A 19,613-nucleotide genomic window follows, 5' to 3' on the forward strand; every position below is an offset into this window, starting at 1 on the left:
TCATGGGCAAGATCACGGGTTTCCTCGAGTTCGACCGGCAGGAGCAGAAGTATCAGCTCGCAGCGGACCGCGTGCGGCACTTCCGCGAGTTCACGCTGCCCCTCGACGAGCACGACCTGAAGAAGCAGGCGGCGCGCTGCATGGATTGCGGCATCCCGTTCTGCCATGGGCCGACCGGCTGCCCCGTCCACAACCAGATCCCCGATTGGAACGAGCTCGTCTTCCAGTCGGATTGGGAGGAGGCCGCGCGCAACCTCCACTCCACCAACAATTTCCCCGAGTTCACCGGCCGCGTCTGCCCCGCGCCGTGTGAGGAGGCCTGCACCCTCAACCTCGAGAACCAGCCCGTCGCCATCAAGACGATCGAGCAGGCCATCGCCGACCGTGCCTGGAACAACGGCTGGGTGAAGCCGGAAATCCCCACCACCCGCACCGGCAAGAGGGTCGCCGTCATCGGCTCGGGGCCGGCGGGCATGGCCGCTGCGCAGCAGCTCGCCCGCGTCGGCCACGACGTGCATGTGTTCGAGCGTGAGCCGAAGGCCGGCGGTCTGCTGCGCTACGGCATCCCCGACTTCAAGATGGAGAAGCGCCATATCGACCGGCGCGTGAAGCAGATGGAAGCGGAGGGCGTGACCTTCCATTACGGCGTCAATGTCGGCGTGACGAAGCCGCTCGACGAGCTCACCGCCGAGTTCGACGCGGTGCTCTTCGCCGGCGGCGCCGAAGATCCGCGCAACCCGCAGCTCCCCGGCCAGGAGCTCGCCGGCGTGCATTACGCGATGCCGTTCCTCGTCCAGTCGAACCGCAGGGTGGGTGCCGAGCCGATGCCGGGCAACGGCGAATTGCCGATCCTCGCCACCGCCAAGAACGTCGTCGTGATCGGCGGCGGCGATACGGCGTCGGATTGCGTCGGCACCTCCTTCCGGCAGGGCGCCCTCTCGGTGACGCAGCTCGACATCCGGCCGCGCCCGCCCGAGCGCGAGGACAAGCTCTCGGTCTGGCCCTACTGGCCGACCAAGATGCGGACCTCGTCGAGCCAGGCCGAAGGCGCCGAGCGCGAGTTCCAGGCCGCGACGCTTCGCCTGGAAGGCAACAAGAAGGGCAAGCTCACCGGCGTGGTCTGCACCCGCGTGGACGAGAAGCGCCAGCCCGTTCCCGGCGGTGAGTTCACCCTGCCGGCCGATCTGGTGTTCCTCGCCATCGGTTTCGCCGGTTCGGTCCGTAAGGGCCTGCTCGAGGAATCCGGTGTCGTCATGGACAAGCGCGGCAACGTCACCGCCAACGAACTCGATTACCGGACGTCCAACGAGAAGATCTATGCCGCCGGCGACATGCGCCGTGGGCAGTCCCTCGTGGTCTGGGCGATCCGTGAAGGCCGCCAGGCGGCGCGCTCCATCGACGAGGCGCTGATGGGATCGAGCGTCCTGCCGCGCTGAAGTAGCAATCCGGGGCCGGCTTTATGCCAGGCCCCGTCGACTCGATCTCTTCTCGAACTCAGTTCCGCCACGCCGGGCTCAGCCCGGTGGCCATTTGAAATCGTCGGCCCGGCCCGGCTGGGGCATCGGCGCCGAGCCGCGCTGAAGCACCCGCTCCACGTTCCCCGATGCATCGCCATCGCGCGGTCGTCCGCTGATGAGCGTGCCGCCGGGCGTCACTTCGGCGCGGCCGAGGGGAATGACCGGGCCGAACGCGGGCTTCACCGGCAAGGCGGGGATGCCCGGAGGCTCCGGCAGGCTCGGCAGCATCGCGGTGATCTGGCGATCGATCGCGGCGGTATCGTCGAGCTTCGGTGTCTCGCCATCGAGGAGGGGGCCGGGAACCGTCGCCACGGGCGCGACGGCCGGCGCCTCCGTGGGGTTCGTGCCCATGAGACGCTTGAGTTCGACATCGGCGAAATGCGCGACCTTGCGGGCGCCCGCCTTGGTGAAATGCACGCCGTCCAACGTCCGCAGCTTGGCTTCCTGCCCCTCCAGGTCGGGGCCGGTCATGGTGAAGCGGTTGCGGTCGTCGACGAAGCCCGGCCAGATGTCGACATAAGTCCCGCCCGCCTTGGCGACCCGGTCACGGATCAGGTCGTTGATCGACGCGATGTCTTTCGTCAGTGGCTCGCTACGCATGGGGGGCGCGCCTACCCAGATGAACGGGATCTTCTGGCTGGCGAAGACCTTGGCCAGGGCGTCCACGCGGTCGCGGTAGATCTCGCGCCAGCGCTCGGTCCCCGGGTCGACATTCTCCGTCCCCTCGCGGATGGGCTGCCGGTCGTTCGCGCCCAGCATCACCACGGCGTAGGCGACCTTCGGGCTCGTCTTGAGGAAATCCTCCGCGGCCTTGGGCCAGTCGACCACGTCCTTCCGGACGAGGCCGCTATCGGCCTTCGAGCGGTCGAGGATCGCCACATCGGCATTGTCCTCGAACACGTCGTCGAGGCCGCGTCCGAGATAGCTCGCCAGCGAATCGCCGAACACCGCGATGCGGATCGAGGGCTCCGCCTTGGGCTGGACCGGCTTCGGCTGGGCGATCACCGGAGCGGGACGCGGCCGCTTCGTGTAGGAGCGCTGGCTCTCCCCGATGGTCGGCGGCCGCGGCCGGGTGGGTCGGGCCGATGGCACGGGCGCGGGGGTCGGCTGAACCTGCTGAGGACGATCCTCCCAGGGCCAGTAGAATTGGCGCGGTGCCTCCTGAGGGGGAGGGGTGTAGCGCCGATTGACCTGGCGTGCGCCGTAATCACCCTCCTCGCGGGGGCGGCGGCGCGGCGCGTAGTAGGAATCGCCGCGAGGGGTATCGTAGGAATCCCCCCATTGGGCCACGGCGGACGGGCTCGACGAGAACAGCGGGGGCGTCGCGAACAGAGCGAGGAGACAGGCGCGACGAACGGCGTCCTTCACCCGCCCCGCGATGGTCGCCCCGTTCGGTACGGTCTTGACGGTCCTTGATGCCACGCTGCGACCTGCCTGCTGATCGTCGAAGGACGAGACAATGCCATCCTATCCGACGATCCGCCCCGCGTCTAAGCGGGCGTTCGATCGAACCTTTCAGCGGATGATCGGGATCGATCGGGTCTTCCGATCCGACCACCTCATCCTGAGGTGCCCTTCGCCTCGGCGAAGGGCCTCGAAGGAGGGTTCCAGAGACCGATGCGATCCCTGGAGGGCTCCTTCGAGGCCGCTTCGCGGCGCCTCAGGATGAGGTAAGGTATTGGATCGTCGAGGCAAACTCAATTCGAGCCACCTCGTCAGGTCCCCCGTCGCCGGTATCCCCCTTGAATAGAAAGACGCTTCGTATGACAGGAGTCACGGGCACGCCGTGATGTGTTCGAGGAGAGCGGGCGTGGCATAGCCGTCGGCCACGAGACTTTCCTTGATCTGATACTGGCGGACCGCTTCGCGCAGCTTCGGTCCGGCGCGGCCGTCGGCGTCGCCGGTATAGAGGTTGCGGGCAGCGAGGCCCTTCTGCAGTGCCTGCAGGCCCGCTTTGTCGAGGCGAGCCGCGCCTGTCGGCCAGGGGGCCGCCAAGGCCGGCCCGCCGGCAAGACGGTCGGCGAGGTGCCCGACGGCGAGCGCGTAGGAATCCGAGGTGTTGTAGCCCCGGATGACCTCGAAATTGTCGGTGATCAGGAAGACCGGGCCGCCCGAACCGCCGGGCAGGAACAGGCTCGCCGCTCCCGATGCCGGCAGGGCCTCGCCATCGATCCTGCGAACGCCGCGTCTGGTGAAATCCGACAGGTCCGCGCGATACTTCGTCAGGTCGAAACCGCCGGGAAGCGTCACGGCGTAGCCCCAAGACAGGTCGCGGTTCCAGCCGAGCGTTTGAAGATAACCGGCGATGGAGGCGAGGGCATCGGCCTCGGAGCGCCAGATGTCGCGGTGGCCATCTCCGTCGAAATCCACCGCATGTTTGAGGAAGGTCGACGGAAGGAACTGGGTCTGGCCCATGGCGCCGGCCCAGGATCCCTTCATCGCCTCCGGCGCGATGTCGCCGCGCTGAAGGATGGTCAGGGCGTCGAGGAGTTCGTTGCGAAACAGCGCCCCGCGAAAGCGCGCCTGGGCCAGGGTCGCCAGGGCGCGGATGGTCGGGACGGTCCCGCCGCTCGCCCCGAAATCCGACTCGACCCCCCAGAATGCGAGGATGATCCAGCGGGGCACGCCCGTGCGCGCTTCGATCACCGACAGGGTGCCGGAGAGACGCGCCGCCTGGGATCGCCCCTTGGCGATCCGCCCGGTCGACACCGCACCGACGAGATAGTCCCAGACGGGGCGTCCGAACTCCCCTTGAGCGGTGGTTTTGGCGAGAATGCCGGGGTCGGGGGAGGAGACTCCACGAAAGGCCGCATCGAAGGTCGCCGCGCTGACCCCACGTGCCTCCGCATCGGGCCGCAGGGCATCGATGAAGCTACGGAACGACGCGTTGGCCCCCGTGTCCGGTTTGGCGGCCGTCGCCGGTGCGCGGACGGCATCCCGTGCTCCGGCCTCTGTCGCCAACAGGACGCAGAGGGCGAGGGCGGCGCGAAGGAGCGTTGTCATAGGCGGTTGCGCCGGGCCAGCGACTCTTCCCATGCGAGGGCCTGGGCCACGATCCCATCGAGGTCGTCATGGCGCGGGCGCCATCCCAATTCGCCGCGGATCCGGTCGGCCTTCGCCACGATCTGCGCCGGGTCGCCGGGCCTGCGCGGCGCCAGCCTTACCTCGAAGTCGCGGCCCGACATGCGCTTCACCACCTCGATCACCTGGAGGACCGAATAGCCGCGCCCGTAGCCGCAATTGAGCGTCTTGCTCTCGCCGCCCGAGCGCAGATGCGCGATCGCCACGCAATGGGCATCGGCGAGGTCGGACACCTGGATGTAGTCGCGCAGGCACGAGCCGTCGGGGGTGGGGTAATCCGTGCCGAATACGTCGAGATGAGTGCGCCGGCCGAGTGCCGCCTGAGTGGCCACCTTGATGAGGTGGGTGGCGTCGCTTGCGGATTGGCCGCTGCGCCCGCGCGGATCGGCCCCGGCGACGTTGAAATAGCGCAGGATGACGTAGCTGAAGCCGTGGGCCTTGGCCGCGTCGGCGATCATCCACTCGCTCATCAGTTTCGAGCGGCCGTAGGGGTTGATCGGCGCGGCGACGAGGTCCTCCGGTACCGGGACAGTCTCGGGCTCGCCGTAGACGGCGGCGGTGGAGGAGAAGATGACGTGCTTCACCCCACCCGCGACGGCGGCCTCGATGAGCGCCCGGGTTTTGACCGTGTTCGCGAGATAGTAGCCGAGCGGGTCCGCCACCGATTCCGGCACCACGATCTTGGCGGCGAAATGCGCCAGCACGTCGATTCCGTGCTCGGCGATGACCCGCTTCACCAGGGCCTGATCCGCCACGTCACCCACCACGAGGGTCACTTCGGGGGGGAGCACCCAGTCGAAACCGGTGGACAGATCATCGATGACGACGACGTCCTCATGGCCGGCGTCCAGCAGCGCCAAAACCATGTGGCTGCCAATATATCCCGCGCCGCCCGTCACCAGAATCGCCATGGCCCCACTTCCATTCCCGCCGACTTCGCGGAAGATATACCTTAAACCCTCCGTGTGATCATGCGGCGCGTTAGGCTGAGTCGGGCGTGGAAATGGGTTTGTTCTTGCTCGCGAGATCGCGACAACGTGCTATCGTCCTCCGCCTCCGGGTTGTTCCCACCGCATTTTAAGAGACCGGGTCCCGCTTGATGAAACCGATTCGTAAAGCCGTCCTGCCTGTCGCAGGGTTGGGTACCCGCTTCCTGCCCGCCACCAAGGCCGTCCCGAAGGAAATGCTCACCGTGGTCGACCGGCCGGTCGTCCAGCATGTGGTGGACGAGGCGCGCGAGGCCGGAATCGAGCATTTTATCTTCGTCACCGGCCGCGGCAAGGCCGTGATCGAGGACCATTTCGACATCGCCTTCGAACTCGACCGCATGCTGCAGGAGCGCGGCAAGGAAGCGATCTACGAGGAGTTGAAGCGTGATCTCCCGGCCGCCGGGCAGACGAGCTTCACCCGCCAGCAGGCCCCCCTCGGCCTTGGCCACGCGGTCTGGTGCGCCCGCGAGATCGTCGGCGACGAGCCCTTCGCGGTGCTGCTGCCCGACATGCTGAGCAAGGGCTGCATGCAGCAGATGCTCTCGGCCTACGAGCGCCATGGCGGCAACGTCATCGCGGTGGAAGAGGTGAAGCCCGAAGAGACGCACCAGTACGGCATCGTCGGCGTCGGCGAGACCTACGGACAGACCTTCGAGATCAACGGCATGATCGAGAAGCCCAAACAGGGCACCGCCCCGTCGAATTTCATCATTTCCGGGCGTTACATCCTCCAGCCGGAGATCTTCTCGATCCTGGAGCATGGCGAGAAGGGTGCCGGCGGCGAGATCCAGCTCACCGACGCCATGATCAAACTCGCCGAGAAGCAATCCTTCTTCGGCATGCGCTACGAGGGCCGGACCTACGATACCGGCTCCAAGCTCGGCTTCCTCACCGCGAACATCGCCTACGCGCTCGAGCGCAAGGATCTGGCCGAGCCGCTGAAAGCCGAAATCGCCCGTCTGCTCAGCGAATCGTGAGGGAAAACGGAGGAGACCTGCAAGCTGCGCCGTATGGTGCAGCGGACGCGGGCGGGGCATGCGCGGTGTGCAGCCTTTCGACGGCGAAACACTCTTGCGTTTTGTGCGGCGCACTTTACTTTGTGCATTGCGAGATCGCGATGGCGTCGCGGTCCCGCAGCCCTTCTTGGGCGTTTCCTCCCTAGACTTCGGGCCGCTCTTCGGAGCGGCCTTTTTTCTTGGGCGATCCATTTTTCGGTGGGGTCGGGCTCAGTTCAGCCGTTCAGGCGCGCTCGAACCCTCGATGGACGGGGGCAGAAGGCCCGGGCCTATTCGGCCGCCATTCTGCGCGGCGTGAGGCTGTCCATCTCCTCCGCGACCACCTTCACCACCTCGCGCAACATCCAGACCAGATCGGCGAAGCCCTGCGTGACCGCGAGGGTGGCCTCGTTCATGTAGAGACCGCGATTGATCTCGATCTGGAGCGCGTGACGGCCGATATTCGGCTCGCCGTAATGCTCGGTGATGAAGCCACCCGCATAGGGCTTGTTGCGCAGGGTGCGGAAGCCGCGCGCGTGCAAATGATATTCGAACGCCGCGATCAGGGCCGGGGTGCAGCTCGTTCCGAACCTGTCGCCCAGAACGAAATCGGCCTTCGAATCCTCCTCGCGCAGCAGGCTCGATGACGGCATCGAGTGGCAATCGATGAGGATGGCGTGGCCGAACACGCGGGCCGTGCGCTGAACGAGACCGCGCAGGGTGCGGTGATACGGCTTGTAGAGTTCCTCGATCCGCGCGACCGCCTCCTCGACGGGAAACCGGCCGCGGTAGATTTCCTGACCGTCGGCGACCACCCTCGGCACCGTGCCGAGACCGCCGGCCACCCGCATGGACCGCGTGTTGGCGAAGGGCGGAAGGCGCCCGTCGAACATGCGCGGGTCGAGTTCGTAGGGCTCGCGATTCACGTCGAGATAGGCCCGCGGGAAGTTCGCGCGCATCAGCGGCGCACCGAGATCGACCACCGGCGCGAACAGCCTGTCGACATAGGCGTCCTCCGAGCGCCGGAGCGCCAACGGGTCGAGGCGCGACGCGGCCAGGAAGGCCTTCGGGTAGACCGCACCGGAATGAGGCGTGTTGAATACGAACGGAAGCGTGTGCTCCCTCGGCTCGTCGATGGCGAAGGGTGGCGCGAAATCTCCTGGATTCGCCGCATCCCGGCGGAGGCTTGGCTCGGTCATCGCGGCGTGGGCGCCCAGGGGCTGACAGGGAAACGCATGACCGCACTTTGCGGTGCGCGGAGGGTGGTGTCCACTGTGACACGACCTGTGGTGAAACGAACGGTGTGCCCCTGTGCACGTGGCCCGGCCACCAATCTCAACACCTTGTTTACCAAGTCTGCGCTTTATGAAATGAACTCAGCGACTCACGGGTGCGGGACACCGACAGATGAAGATCCTCCTGGCCGAAGACGACAACGACATGCGCCGGTTCCTGGCCAAGGCGTTGCAGAATGCCGGCTATGACGTGCTGTCGTTCGATAACGGCCTGTCGGCCTATAACCGCCTGCGGGAGGAGCCATTCGAGCTGCTCCTCACCGATATCGTGATGCCGGAAATGGACGGGATCGAACTGGCCCGCCGCGCCACCGAACTCGATCCGGACATCAAGGTGATGTTCATCACGGGTTTCGCGGCGGTGGCCCTCAACCCCGATTCGAAGGCTCCGAAGGACGCGAAGGTCCTGTCCAAGCCTTTCCACCTGCGCGATCTCGTCAATGAGGTCGAGAAGCTGCTGGCCGCCTGAGTCGGGACGTGATCCCCGGCCCGACGACGGCTTTGTAACAGGACGGTGTCTTGTCGGTAGGAAGGTGACCGCCGTTCCCCTATATGCTGAGGGGAGCGAAGCGGGACGTCAGCAAACCATGCCTCCGGTGACCATCTACACGACAGCCTGGTGCCCTTATTGCACCGCCGCCAAGACCTTGCTGCGGGAGAAGGGCGCTTCCTTCACCGAGATCGACGTCGAGAAGATCGCGGGCTCGCGCCTTGCCATGACCCAGCGTGCCGGCGGCCGGACCAGCGTGCCGCAGATCTTCATCGGCGAGACGCATGTGGGTGGTTGCGACGACCTCTATGCCCTCGACCGCTCGGGAAAGCTTGACCCGCTCCTGTCCGCGCCGGCAGTGCAATCATGAGCGACGCGTCATCGACGGAACAGAGCAAGACGGAGCCCCGCTTCGTCGCGGCCTGCGTCCAGATGCGGTCCGGGCGCGATCCACTCGCCAACCGCGATGCCGCCGTCGCCCTGGTGCGAGAGGCGGCGTCCCAGGGGGCTCATTACGTCCAGACACCGGAAATGACCTCCCTGGTGGAGCGGGACAAAGCCAGCCTGTTCGCCAACGTGCGCGAGCAGGACGAGGACGTGACCCTCGCCGCCCTGCGCGATGTGGCCCGCGAGCGCGGCATCGTCGTCCATATCGGCTCGCTGGCCGTGCGGAACGGCGACAAGATCGCGAACCGCGCCTTCCTCATCGATGCGGAAGGCGCGATCACCGCGTCCTACGACAAGCTCCACCTCTACGACGTGGACCTTCCCAACGGCGAGCGCTGGCGCGAATCCAACACCTATACCGGCGGGGCCTGTGCCGTCGTCGCCGAGACGCCCTGGGCGCCCCTCGGAATCGCGATCTGCTACGACCTGCGTTTCCCGGCCCTGTACCGGGCACTGGCGGAAGCCGGGGCGACGATTCTCAGCGCGCCGGCCTGTTTCACCAAGCAGACGGGCGAGGCGCATTGGCATGTGCTCCACCGCGCCCGCGCCATCGAGACCGGATCGTTCATGATCTCGGCCGCCCAGGGCGGTCGCCACGAGGACGCCCGCGAGACCTACGGCCATTCGATCATCGTCGATCCCTGGGGCAAGGTGCTGGCGGATGCCGGCGGTGCCGAGCCCGGCGTGATCCTGGCCGAGATCGACCTCGCCCGCGTCACCGAGGCGAGAGGGCGGATCCCCGCCCTCAAACACGCGCGCCCCTTCACGGTCGAGCGTATCGGGCGGGCCGGGTGAGCATGCGTCCGGTCCGATCCCGCCCATGATCCGCTACACGCTCGTCTGCGAGAACGGACACGATTTCGAGGGCTGGTTTCGCTCGAGCGATTCCTACGACGCTCAGGCGGCGGACGGTCTCGTGGCCTGTCTGGCCTGCGGCTCGACCAAGGTCGCGAAGGCCATGATGGCGCCGGCGCTGGCGAAGACCGTCGCATTGGCGCCTGACCGAAGCCGCTCGACTGTCGAACCTCCTGCGAGCGCGTCCGTTGCCGTGCCTTCGGCGGACGTGCCGGTGATGGCCGAGCCGGAGCGGCAGTTGCGTGCCCTGATGCGTGCCATGCGCGAGCACGTGACCCGGACGGCCGACAATGTCGGCCCCCGTTTCCCCGAGGAAGCCCGCCGCATGCATTACGGCGAGGCCGAGTCCCGGCCGATCTACGGCGAAGCGAGCCCCGCCGAGGCGCGCGCGCTGGTGGAGGAGGGGATCGACGTGGCGCCGCTCCCCGCTTTGCCCGGCGACCTCAACTGAGAGGTCGGCCCCGTCTCGTCACCGTTTGAGGGCCGCGGTTCCGGCGATGGAGGCCAAGGCGAAGGCGATCGCCGCATTCCAGCCGGCCAGCGAGATGCCGAGGAAGCGCCAGGCGGCGGTGGAGCAATCGGCGACCCGCGTCGCCTTCAGGGTATCGAGGAAGTTGCCAACATCGCTGGGATTGGCGCCGCTGCCGCCGCCGCAATCGGACGGGCCGGCCCAGAACGCCCATTCGGCGCCCGCGTGATAGACGCTGAGGCCGGCCCCGTAGAGCAGCCCGAGGGCGGCGATCCCGAGGATCAGCCGGGTCAGGCGCTCGGGCGTGAACAGGGCCAGGAGGGCCAGCGGGATCGCCGCGTAATAGGGCAGGCGCTCCGTCAGGCAGAGCTTGCACGGCACGTAGCCGAGGACCCACTGAAAATAGAAGGCGCCCGCGATCGCCAGTGCGGAGCCGATCAGGACCGCCAGCGCAGCCCGGCGAAGACGGAGAAGGGTGGAGTAATCGATCACAGCAGCACCTTGAACAGGACGAAGCCGAGGATGACGACGGCCACCGTAATGGCCGCGACGACGTTCAGATGCCGGTCGAGGACGGCGCGAATGGATACGCCGTAGCGCTTCAGAAGCCCAGCGAGCAGGAAGAAGCGCGCCCCGCGGGTGATGAGCGAGAGCAGGACGAACCAGAACAGGTCGTAATGGGCGAAGCCCGAGGTGATCGTCACCAGCTTGAACGGGATCGGCGTGAGCCCCTTCAGCAGGATCACCCAATGCCCGTACTGGGCGTAGGAGGCCTGGAAGCTCGCCGCCTTCTCGTTCAGCCCATAAAGCGAGAACAGCCAGACCCCGATGGAATCGTAGAGCAGGGCGCCGATGGCGTAGCCGAGCAGCCCGCCGGCCACCGAGGACAGGGTGGTGATCGTCGCGTAGAACCAGACCTTGTCGGGCCGGCTCACCGCCATCGGCACCAGCATCACGTCGGGCGGGACCGGAAAGAACGAGCTCTCCGCGAACGCCACCGCACCGAGTGCGTAGGGAGCCGACGGCTTGCCCGCGAGCGCGAGTATCCACTCGTAGAGGCGGCGGATCATGAAGGGCTTCTATCCGAAAGGGGAAGGCGCGAGGCCCTTTGAGCACAACCCGGCCGGACTGGCGAGCCGGAACCGTAGCGGCGAGGTTTCCCCGCAAAACCCCTCTGGCCGTCCGGGCGATCCTGTGCCATGAGGCGGATGTTGCGGGCGTGGTGGAACTGGTAGACGCGCCGGACTCAAAATCCGGTTCTGGTGACAGAGTGTCGGTTCGATTCCGACCGCCCGCACCAATCGCCCCTGCGACGCGGCCCGTGAGCCAGAGGCGGGCAACCCCTATCTCGATTGCAGGAAACGGCGGATCCAGCCGCCGACGCGAGCAGCATCGCTCTCGCCGCGCAACGAGGCGACGGCGGCTGCCTGAAACGCCTCGTCGTGGGGCAGCGTGGGCTGGTGCCCGGCAATCAGATCCGTGGCGTAATCGGTCTCGAATTCCGGATGGACCTGGAACGAGATCGCCCGTCGTTCGGGGTAGGACAGGATGCCGTAGGGCGTGAAGGCGTTGCCGCCGAGGATGCGGGCATCCGCCGGAGGAACGACGACCTGATCCTGATGGATCGCCGGGACCGAGACGCGGCGCGCCTCGTCCATCCATTCCGCGCGTTCGAAGACGTCATAGGTGTGGAGGCCGATGCCCCAGCCCTTGGCCGATTTCTCCACCGTGCCGCCGAAGGCCGCCGCCAGGATCTGGTGTCCGAAGCAGAGCCCGACGAGCTTGGCACGCCCGTCGACCTCGCGCAGGAAGCTCTTGAGCGGCGCGATCCACGGCAGGTCGTCATAGACGCCCGCCGCCGATCCCGTCACGACGAACGCATCGAACGCCTCGGGAGAGGTGGGAAACCGCCCCTCCGCCACCGGGAGGATCGTCACCTCGGCAGGGTCGCCGAGGAGCCTCTCCACCATGCGGCCGTAGGACGGGTAGGATTCGGCCAGGCGAGCGGGCGGTGCGCCCGCCTCAATGATTCCAATCTTCATCGCCGCCTTATGGCCAAGAGAGGGGATCGATGCGAGCCCTATGCCCTCAGATCCTACTTGATTGGATTTCTGAGCGAATACTCATGTCGACGTCGATCATCCGCCAAAGGCGATCGTCCAAGCAGACCGCCTCATCCTGAGGTGCCCTTTGCTGGAGCAAAGGGCCTCGAAGGAGCCCTCCAGAAACCAAAGCGATCCCTGGAAGGCTCCTTCGAGGCCGCTACGCGGCGCCTCAGGATGAGGTAAAGTCTTGGAAAAACGTCTCGATTAGCTCCTCAGATGACCGGATCGAGCGTGGTGACGGGAGCAGCCGCCACCGGCCTTGCCAGGAAATGCGAGGCGGCGACCGCGACCACCATCACGGCCAGGAAGATCGCGAAGATCATCGGATTGAAGACGACCAGGGCGATGAAGCAGATGCCGGCCATGGCCAGAGCGAAGGCGGGGGCGACGGGGAAGAACGGCGCCCGGTAGGGACGGGCGAGGTCGGGCTCGCTGCGGCGCAGCTTGAACAGGGCCGCCATGCTCATCCCGTACATCACCAGCGCGCCGAACACCGCCATGGTGACGATGCTCGCGGTGAGGGACTGGCCCGCGATCTCGATGAGGTTGTCGCTGTAGATGGCGGCGATGCCGACGAGTCCGCCGGCCACCGTCGCCACGTGCGGGGTCTGGAAGCGGGGGTGCACCTTGGCGAGGAAACCGGGCAGGTAGCCGGCGCGGCCGAGGGCGAAGATCTGGCGCGAATAGCCCATGATGATGCCGTGGAACGACGCCACGAGGCCGAACAGGCCGAGCCAGACCAGCATGTGCAGCCAGCCGCTCGACTCGCCCACCACCGTCTTCATGGCCTGGGGCAGCGGGTCGTTGAGGTTGCTCAGGGTGCGCCAGTCACCCGAGCCGCCGGCGAAGATCATCACGCCGAAGGCGAGGACGGTGAGCGTCAGCACGCCGGTGATGTAGGCGATGGGGATCGTGCGCTTGGGGTCCTTGGCCTCTTCCGCCGCCATGGCGACGCCCTCGATGGCGAGGAAGAACCAGATGGCGAAGGGAATGGCCGCGAACATGCCGCCGATTGCGGCGAGGCTGAATGTGGATTCACCGGCCCAGCCATGGGCGGCGAAATTGGAGAAGCTGAAGGCCGGGGCGACGACGCCCATGAAGACCAGCAATTCGGCCACCGCCAGGATGGTCACGAACAGTTCGAACGTGGCGGCGATCTGCACGCCGACGATGTTGAGGGTCATGAAGATCAGGTAGGCGCCGAGCGCCGCGTGTTTCGGGTCGAGGCCCGGAAACTGGACGTTGAGATAGGCGCCGATGGCCAGCGCTATGGCGGGGGGCGCGAAGACGAATTCGATCAACGTCGCATAGCCGGCGATGCAGCCGCCGATGGGTCCGAAGGCGCGCCGGCTATAGGCGAAGGGGCCGCCGGCCTGCGGGATGGCCGTGGTGAGCTCGGTGAAGCTGAAGATGAAGGCGACGTACATCGCGGCGATGAAGGTCGTCGTCACCAGGAAGCCGAGGGTTCCGGCGCTGGCCCAGCCATAGCTCCAGCCGAAATACTCGCCCGAGATCACGAGGCCGACGGCGATGCCCCAGAGATGGAAGGCGTTCAGGCCCTTATGCAGGCCGGTGGATTCGCTTTGCATGGTGGGTTCCCGTCATCGGCGAAGGCTGCCGTCGGGAATGGCCAAGCAAGAGTTTTGCCGCAAGAGAAATAGGGCGTGCGAAGCCCGTATCCGGCCTCACGCCGCCGTGGCGCGGGTGCGCAGGCGGGGCGTCTCCTTGGGGCGGATGTCCATGGCGTTGCCGCGCCAGACGATGGCGCTCTGCATCCAGGCGCTCGCCCACATGACGGGGAGGATCGCGTCGCGCAGGAGGAAGGCAAGGAGGAGCCGGGGAGAGCGGTGCCACCCGGCGCGGGCGGCGAGCGCGTATTCGGCCCCGTACCAGAGCATGGCCATGGCGACGACGCCGATCAGGACCGGAGCGTCCGGGACCGCGAGAGCCGCGATGGCGAAGGGAAGCACCGCGCCCGAGCCGATCTCGGGCGCGAAGAAATGCGGGAATGTCACCCGGCGCAGGCGCGCCCAGCGCACCTGCCGCGACCAGACCTCGCGGAACGTCCGAAATCCGAGGGGCTGGTCGAAGGGCGCGGCCACGAGATGCACCCGCTTGCCCGCCGCGCGCACGAGCTTGGTCGCCGCCGCATCCTCGGCGATCTCGGCGGCGAGCGCCCGGATGCCGCCCCGCCCGTCGAGGAACGGCTTGTGCCAGAGCATGCTCTTGCCCTGAGCGAAGCCGAGGCCGAGGCTCTCGCCGGTATATTGCCAACGCGCCTGGAGCGTATTGAGGAAGGCGCATTCCAGTTCGGCGAAGAAGCCGTGCGGCCTTGCGCCGATGGGCGTGGAGCAGACGAGGCCGGTATCGGGTCGCCACGAGGCTTGCAGCCGCTGCAGGTAGTCCGGCGGCATCAGGACGTTGGAATCGGCGAGCACCACCCAGTCGTGGCGGGCCGCCTCCCAGCCCCGCACGCAATTGTTGAGCTTGGGATTGTCGCTGATCCGCTCGTCGCCGACGATGAGCCGCGCCGGCACCGCCGGATGGGCCGCCATCAGGCGGTGCAGGAGCGGGACGATGGGATCGCGGCCATCGGCGACGCAGAAGATCAGCTCGTAATCCGGGTGGGCGAGATGGAAGCCGCGCTCCAGCATCTCCTCGCTGAACGCTTCGAGACCGCAGACCGGGCGCACGAGGGAGATCGGCGCGGCGCTGGGAAAGCTCGGCGTGCCGCGGTTGCGGCCGATGCGCCATGCGGCGATGGCGATGCTAAGACAATTGACCAGGGTCAGCGCGGCACAGAGCGAGAGCGCGACGATCGCGCCGGTCTCGATGCTGCCGATCATGCCGTGCTCCTCCGGGCATCCGCCGCCTGACGGAACCAGCCCCTGCCCGAGGCCGTAACAGGCAGGCTGTTTCAGTCGTATGACAGCAATGCGGAGTCGATCGGCTCCTCGTCGCAGGGAAGAGGCCGGTGTGACCGAGACGTGGCAGATCGCCGACGCGACATGATTCCACCCATCGTCGTCCACCCCGCCTATCAGGCCGTCCTGCCGGACGGGCACCGGTTCCCGATGCGGAAATACGGTCGCCTTGCCGAAACGCTGGCGGAGCTCGGCCTCGCGCCTTCCGGTTTCGTCAGGCCGGAGCCCGCCGATGCGGCCCTCCTGAAGCGCGCGCACCGCTCGAATTACGTCGATGCGGTCCTGTCCTGTTCGGTATCGCGGGAGATCGAGCGCGAGATCGGCCTTCCGGTGGATGAGAGCGTCGTCGCCCGCTCCTGTGCCTCCGCCGGCGGCACCCTCGCGGCGGCGCGGCTCGCGCTGGTCCATGGCCTCGCCGGCAGCGCCGCCGGCGGCAGCCACCATGCGCGGCGGGAGACCGGCGCAGGCTTCTGCGTGTTCAACGACGTCGCGGTCGCCGCCCTGGCGCTCCAGGACGAGGGCACGATCCGCCGGGCGCTGGTGGTCGATTGCGACGTGCATCAGGGCGACGGCACCGCCGATTGCCTCGCCGGCTCGCCGGACCTGTTCACCTTCTCGATCCACGCCGAGAAGAACTATCCGACACGCAAGATCCCCGGCGACCTCGATGTGGGCCTCGTCGACGGCGTCGACGACGCGGCCTACGCCGCCGTCCTCGGCGCGTATCTGCCGGGCCTCCTCGACGGGCTCTCGCCGGACATCGTGTTCTACAATGCCGGGGTCGATCCGCACGTGGACGACAGGCTCGGTCGCTTGGCCCTCACCGATGCGGGCCTCGCCGCACGGGATCGCTTCGTCGTGGGAGAAGCGCGCCGGCGCCGCATTCCCCTCGTGGCGGTGATCGGCGGCGGCTATGCCACCGATATCGACGCCCTGGCCGCCCGCCACGCCCTCGTCTTCCAGGCCATGGCCGCCCTCGCGTGAACCCCCGGTTGCAATCGGTTGTCGATAAGGCGGCCGCCCTTGGCGAGTCTGCCTATCTTGAGCATTTGCCCTCTGCCATGCTGCCGGGGGTATCCATACGCGCGATCGGTATGGATTAAGCATCGGCGAATGAACATGCGCATCATCTATTGCTCGGTTGTATTAATTGCGTCCCTTGCGCTTGGCGGCTGCAATCAAGGATTTAGCGATGCAGATATTGTTGCTGCAAAGAAAAATATTAAAGAAGAATTTGAGAAAAATGCCGGCTTAACCGTATCTGATGTCACATTGATAAAAGAAAGCAGCAACAAACTGACGGGATTTATGAAGGCAAGGTATATGGGTCATGAAATTATGAAGTCATGCTCAGCCACCATGGCTGAAAAGGGCGGCACATATCTTTGGAAATGCGAATAGAAAGGTATTTATATTCCGTAGCGCGCTGCGCGACGTTTCTTCGCACTACTTCGCACTATTATGTGCGAGGTGCATAAAAGCTGGTGTCTGAATGGGTATGCCCTCGCGGATCAAGGCGTCCCGCACGCTTCCGGCGGGATCTCGCCTTCGGTCACGCAGCGTGCCACCTTTTCGAGACCGTCGAAGAGCCGCTCCAACTGCGCGCCCTCCATGGAATGGAAGCCCAGCGTCCGGGAGATCAGCAGCCCCAGCGTCGAGAAAACCAATGCCGCACCGATTCCCGGACAGGTCTCGATCTTTTCCAGGGCGGCGAGCCGCTCGCTGAGGAAGGCGTTGAATCCGGCGAAGGCCTCGGGATTCTCCGCCGAGGCCAGGAGGAAGGCCCGCGGGAACCCCTCTTCCTCCGCATAGACCTGCCTCGCATGGGCGATCAGCGCGAGGGGGAGGGCCGAGGGGCCCGGCACCTGCTCCGCTTCGAGCTTGGCAATGCCCTCCTTGACCTCCTTCAGCTTGCGCTCGGCCATGGCCGTGATGAGCGCTTCCTTCGAGGAGAAATGGTGGAGGACCCCGCCCTTGCTCAGGCCCGCCTCGGCCGCCACCGCGTCGATGGTCAGGGTGCGCGTGCCCGCGCGACGGATCAGGCTTTCGGCCGCATCGAGGATGACGCTCGGCCGATCCTCCCGCCGTGTGCGCGGCTTCGCCATGTTCACACCCTAAAAACCGTCTGGACGGTCGGTAAGATAACCGATAGACAGGCGCTTCGATAGAGCTTTTGCGGGATGGGGTCACAGTGTCTGGTCCGACCATGTCCATTCGACGGTACCGAGGCGCCCGGACGGTGGCCTGCCTCGGCTTCGCCGCCCTGGCCTGCTTCCCGGCGCAGGCGAAGGACGAAACTGCCCAACCCGGCCCGACTTCCTCGAAAAAGAACCTCGCCACCGTCCGCACGGCGAAGGCCGAGCGCAGCACCATCGCGGCCGATCTCGTCTTCACCGGCGACATCCAGGCCCAGTCGCAGGTGAACGTGGCCTTCCGCAACAACGGCAAAATCGCCGTGCGTCTGGTGGAAGTGGGCGATCACGTCACCGCCGACCAAGTTCTGGCCAAGCTCGATCCGCAGGAGCAGCGGGCCAACCTCAACAACGCGCAGGCCGCGCTGACCTCCGCCGAGGCGCTGCTGACCCAGGCCAAGGTCAATTTCAAGCGCCAGGAGATGCTGCTCTCCAGCGGATACACCACGCGGCCGAGCTATGACGACGCCGAGCAGCAGCTCCGCACGACCCAGGCCTCGGTGGAATCCGCCAAGGCGGCCCTGGGCACGGCGCAGGAGCAGTTCTCCTATACCGACCTGAAGGCGGGCGTGGACGGCATCGTGCTCAGCCGCAGCTTCGAGGTGGGCCAGGTGGTCCAGGCCGGACAGACCGTTCTCACCATGGCCGAGGACGGGCCGCGCGACGCGGTGTTCAACGTGTTCGAGGCGGTGCTGGCGACCCCGCCCGAGAGCAAGCAGGTGGAGATCACCCTCCAGGCGGACCCGAAGGTGCGGACCGTCGGCACGGTGCGGGAAATCTCGCCGAGCGTGGACGCCGCCTCCGGCACCGTGCGGGTCAAGGTCGGCTTGAAGGACACGCCCGCCGCCATGTCCCTCGGGGCCATCGTCATCGGCACCGGCAAGTTCAGGCCGCAGACGGCCATCGTCCTGCCCTGGTCCTCGCTCTACCGCTGGGAGAACGGCCCCGCCGTGTGGGTGCGCGATCCGGCCAGCGGCAAGGTCGCCCCGCGCAACGTGACCATCGACCGGTATTCGCCCAACACCATCGCCCTGTCCGGCGGTGTCGAGCCGGGCGAGGAGGTGGTCGTCGCCGGCATCCAGTTCCTCCGGCCGGGCCAGACCGTCGCCGTCGCCGAGGAGATCGCCCGATGATCCGCTCCGGCATCCGCCTCGCCCTGATCGGGGTGGCCCTGTCCGGCCTCGGCGCCTGCCATGGCGCGGAGGAAGAGGCCGGACCGCCGCCGGTGCGGCCCGTGCTCTATACGGAGGCCAAGCCCGTCGACACCATCGTGTTCGGGCCCTTCGCCGGGTTCGTGGCCCCCCGATATCAATCGGAGATCGGGTTCCAGATCGCGGGCCGTATGATCGCCCGCGACGTGACGATGGGGGACGTCGTCAAGAAGGGCCAGCGCATCGCCGCCCTCGACCCCATCGTCACCCGCTTCGCTCTCACCCGCGCCGAGGCGGAGCTCGCCGATGCCACGGCGCAGGCGGAGAATGCCAACGCCACGGAGCTGCGGCAGCGGCGGTTGATCGCCAACGGCAATGTCAGCCAGGCACGGCTCGACAGCGCCGTTGCGAGCCGCGACACCGCCCAAGCCCGTCTCGCCCAGGCCCAGGCCAACCTGCAGAAGGCCCGTGACCAGATGGGCTATACCGAGCTGCATGCGGATTTCGACGGCGTCGTCACCGTCCGCAGCGCGGAGGTGGGGCAGGTCCTCTCGGCCGGGCAGGCGGTGGCGACCCTGGCCCGGCCCGAGGAGCGCGAGGCGGTGGTCGACATCCCCGAGGATCTCGTGGGCGCCATGCCGAAGGACGCGGTCTTCACCGTGGCGCTCCAGAGCGCCCCCGACGTGACGGCGACGGGCAAAGTCCGCGAGATCTCGCCCTTCGCCGACCAGAAGACCCGCACCCGGCGCATTCGGATGACGCTGCTCAACCCGCCGGAGGCGTTCCGCCTCGGCTCCACCATCACGGTCGGGCTCTCGCGCCACATGAAAGCGCGGTTCCAGCTGCCGGCGACGGCGGTGTTCGAGGCCGATGGTCGAAGCGCGGTCTGGATCGTGAACGAGGCCGGGGATTCCGTGTCCCGCCGCGACGTCACCCTGGCGGAACGAAACGACCAGCGCGTGTCCGTCACCGAGGGACTGAAACCGGGGGACCGTGTCGTCCTCGCGGGCGCACGCAGTCTCGGCGAAGGCCAGCGCGTCCGCCTGTCCGACAAGCCGCAATAGCTGCCGCCCCGCGCCAGGTTTAGAGCCGCGCCGACCCGA

20 protein-coding genes and 1 tRNA gene are annotated in these 19,613 nt (G+C 66.9%); 11 read left to right on the forward strand and 10 right to left on the reverse strand.

The window, feature by feature from the left end; all coding sequences use genetic code 11:
* Positions 1 to 2: 2 nt before the first annotated feature.
* Positions 3 to 1,436 carry a glutamate synthase subunit beta gene (locus tag ASF34_RS14315; protein ID WP_056161791.1) on the forward strand — a complete coding sequence of 478 codons (1,434 nt, stop codon included), beginning with the start codon at positions 3 to 5 and terminating at the stop codon, positions 1,434 to 1,436.
* A 78-nt stretch (positions 1,437 to 1,514) separates the two neighbouring features.
* On the opposite strand, the gene ASF34_RS14320 is transcribed toward ASF34_RS14315, so the two are convergent.
* From ASF34_RS14320 to galE, 3 genes are all read right to left on the reverse strand, one after another.
* Positions 1,515 to 2,885: an SGNH/GDSL hydrolase family protein gene (locus ASF34_RS14320; RefSeq protein ID WP_056161793.1), complete on the reverse strand. Its 1,371-nt coding sequence runs from the start codon at positions 2,883 to 2,885 to the stop codon at positions 1,515 to 1,517.
* Positions 2,886 to 3,290: 405 nt separating this feature from the next.
* On the reverse strand, positions 3,291 to 4,520 hold the full coding sequence (locus tag ASF34_RS14325; RefSeq protein ID WP_056161796.1) for a lytic murein transglycosylase: 1,230 nt from the start codon (positions 4,518 to 4,520) through the stop codon (positions 3,291 to 3,293).
* On the reverse strand, positions 4,517 to 5,509 hold the full coding sequence (galE, locus tag ASF34_RS14330; protein WP_056161798.1) for a UDP-glucose 4-epimerase GalE: 993 nt from the start codon (positions 5,507 to 5,509) through the stop codon (positions 4,517 to 4,519). Before galE ends, ASF34_RS14325 begins: the two co-directional genes overlap by 4 nt.
* A gap of 188 nt (positions 5,510 to 5,697) precedes the next feature.
* Between galE and galU the strand changes: the two genes are divergently transcribed.
* Positions 5,698 to 6,564, forward strand: a complete 867-nt coding sequence (gene galU / locus ASF34_RS14335; protein WP_026176136.1) for a UTP--glucose-1-phosphate uridylyltransferase GalU — start codon at positions 5,698 to 5,700, stop codon at positions 6,562 to 6,564.
* Positions 6,565 to 6,872: 308 nt separating this feature from the next.
* Here the strand turns inward: galU and ASF34_RS14340 are convergent, their stop codons facing one another.
* Positions 6,873 to 7,781: an N-formylglutamate amidohydrolase gene (locus ASF34_RS14340; RefSeq protein ID WP_056140616.1), complete on the reverse strand. Its 909-nt coding sequence runs from the start codon at positions 7,779 to 7,781 to the stop codon at positions 6,873 to 6,875.
* A gap of 208 nt (positions 7,782 to 7,989) precedes the next feature.
* Here ASF34_RS14340 and cpdR point away from each other — a divergent pair, with 208 nt between their 5' ends.
* The 4 genes from cpdR to ASF34_RS14360 all read left to right on the forward strand — a co-directional run bounded on the left by cpdR (position 7,990) and on the right by ASF34_RS14360 (position 10,120).
* Positions 7,990 to 8,346, forward strand: coding sequence for a cell cycle two-component system response regulator CpdR (gene cpdR / locus ASF34_RS14345; RefSeq protein ID WP_003603128.1), 357 nt, complete (start codon positions 7,990 to 7,992; stop codon positions 8,344 to 8,346).
* Between the two features lie 118 nt (positions 8,347 to 8,464).
* Entirely contained in the window at positions 8,465 to 8,737 is a 273-nt protein-coding gene (grxC, locus tag ASF34_RS14350; RefSeq protein WP_056140619.1) for a glutaredoxin 3, read from the forward strand.
* Positions 8,734 to 9,609, forward strand: coding sequence for a carbon-nitrogen hydrolase family protein (locus ASF34_RS14355; RefSeq protein WP_056161800.1), 876 nt, complete (start codon positions 8,734 to 8,736; stop codon positions 9,607 to 9,609). The genes grxC and ASF34_RS14355 overlap by 4 nt, the downstream gene beginning before the upstream one ends.
* Before the next feature lie 25 nt (positions 9,610 to 9,634).
* A complete protein-coding gene (locus ASF34_RS14360; protein ID WP_056161802.1) occupies positions 9,635 to 10,120 on the forward strand; it encodes a DUF1178 family protein in 486 nt (161 codons plus the stop codon).
* Positions 10,121 to 10,138: 18 nt separating this feature from the next.
* On the opposite strand, the gene ASF34_RS14365 is transcribed toward ASF34_RS14360, so the two are convergent.
* Entirely contained in the window at positions 10,139 to 10,630 is a 492-nt protein-coding gene (locus ASF34_RS14365) for a disulfide bond formation protein B (RefSeq protein ID WP_056161804.1), read from the reverse strand.
* Positions 10,627 to 11,208, reverse strand: a complete 582-nt coding sequence (locus ASF34_RS14370; protein ID WP_018044975.1) for a YqaA family protein — start codon at positions 11,206 to 11,208, stop codon at positions 10,627 to 10,629. The genes ASF34_RS14365 and ASF34_RS14370 overlap by 4 nt, the downstream gene beginning before the upstream one ends.
* 143 nt (positions 11,209 to 11,351) lie before the next feature.
* On the opposite strand from ASF34_RS14370, the gene ASF34_RS14375 reads away from it, so the two are divergent.
* Positions 11,352 to 11,438 (forward strand) — tRNA-Leu (locus tag ASF34_RS14375).
* A 43-nt stretch (positions 11,439 to 11,481) separates the two neighbouring features.
* Here the strand turns inward: ASF34_RS14375 and ASF34_RS14380 are convergent.
* From ASF34_RS14380 to ASF34_RS14390, 3 genes are all read right to left on the reverse strand, one after another.
* Complete coding sequence (locus tag ASF34_RS14380; RefSeq protein ID WP_056161807.1) at positions 11,482 to 12,180, reverse strand: glutamine amidotransferase-related protein; 699 nt, start codon at positions 12,178 to 12,180, stop codon at positions 11,482 to 11,484.
* Between the two features lie 275 nt (positions 12,181 to 12,455).
* Positions 12,456 to 13,832, reverse strand: coding sequence for an ethanolamine permease (gene eat / locus ASF34_RS14385; RefSeq protein WP_056161809.1), 1,377 nt, complete (start codon positions 13,830 to 13,832; stop codon positions 12,456 to 12,458).
* 96 nt (positions 13,833 to 13,928) lie between these two features.
* Positions 13,929 to 15,089: a ceramide glucosyltransferase gene (locus tag ASF34_RS14390; RefSeq protein ID WP_018044972.1), complete on the reverse strand. Its 1,161-nt coding sequence runs from the start codon at positions 15,087 to 15,089 to the stop codon at positions 13,929 to 13,931.
* Between the two features lie 162 nt (positions 15,090 to 15,251).
* On the opposite strand from ASF34_RS14390, the gene ASF34_RS14395 reads away from it, so the two are divergent.
* On the forward strand, positions 15,252 to 16,151 hold the full coding sequence (locus tag ASF34_RS14395) for a histone deacetylase family protein (RefSeq protein ID WP_200913286.1): 900 nt from the start codon (positions 15,252 to 15,254) through the stop codon (positions 16,149 to 16,151).
* 135 nt (positions 16,152 to 16,286) lie between these two features.
* On the forward strand, positions 16,287 to 16,568 hold the full coding sequence (locus ASF34_RS22810; protein WP_156465722.1) for a hypothetical protein: 282 nt from the start codon (positions 16,287 to 16,289) through the stop codon (positions 16,566 to 16,568).
* Positions 16,569 to 16,678: 110 nt separating this feature from the next.
* Here the strand turns inward: ASF34_RS22810 and ASF34_RS14400 are convergent, their stop codons facing one another.
* Positions 16,679 to 17,272 carry a TetR/AcrR family transcriptional regulator gene (locus ASF34_RS14400; RefSeq protein WP_018044970.1) on the reverse strand — a complete coding sequence of 198 codons (594 nt, stop codon included), beginning with the start codon at positions 17,270 to 17,272 and terminating at the stop codon, positions 16,679 to 16,681.
* A gap of 101 nt (positions 17,273 to 17,373) precedes the next feature.
* Between ASF34_RS14400 and ASF34_RS14405 the strand changes: the two genes are divergently transcribed.
* Positions 17,374 to 18,492 carry an efflux RND transporter periplasmic adaptor subunit gene (locus ASF34_RS14405; protein WP_056161811.1) on the forward strand — a complete coding sequence of 373 codons (1,119 nt, stop codon included), beginning with the start codon at positions 17,374 to 17,376 and terminating at the stop codon, positions 18,490 to 18,492.
* Complete coding sequence (locus tag ASF34_RS14410) at positions 18,489 to 19,574, forward strand: efflux RND transporter periplasmic adaptor subunit (protein ID WP_056161812.1); 1,086 nt, start codon at positions 18,489 to 18,491, stop codon at positions 19,572 to 19,574. Before ASF34_RS14405 ends, ASF34_RS14410 begins: the two co-directional genes overlap by 4 nt.
* Positions 19,575 to 19,613 lie beyond the last annotated feature (39 nt).

Origin of the sequence: Methylobacterium sp. Leaf106 (assembly GCF_001422895.1) — a bacterium.
GTDB classification, from domain to species: Bacteria; Pseudomonadota; Alphaproteobacteria; order Rhizobiales; family Beijerinckiaceae; genus Methylobacterium; species Methylobacterium bullatum.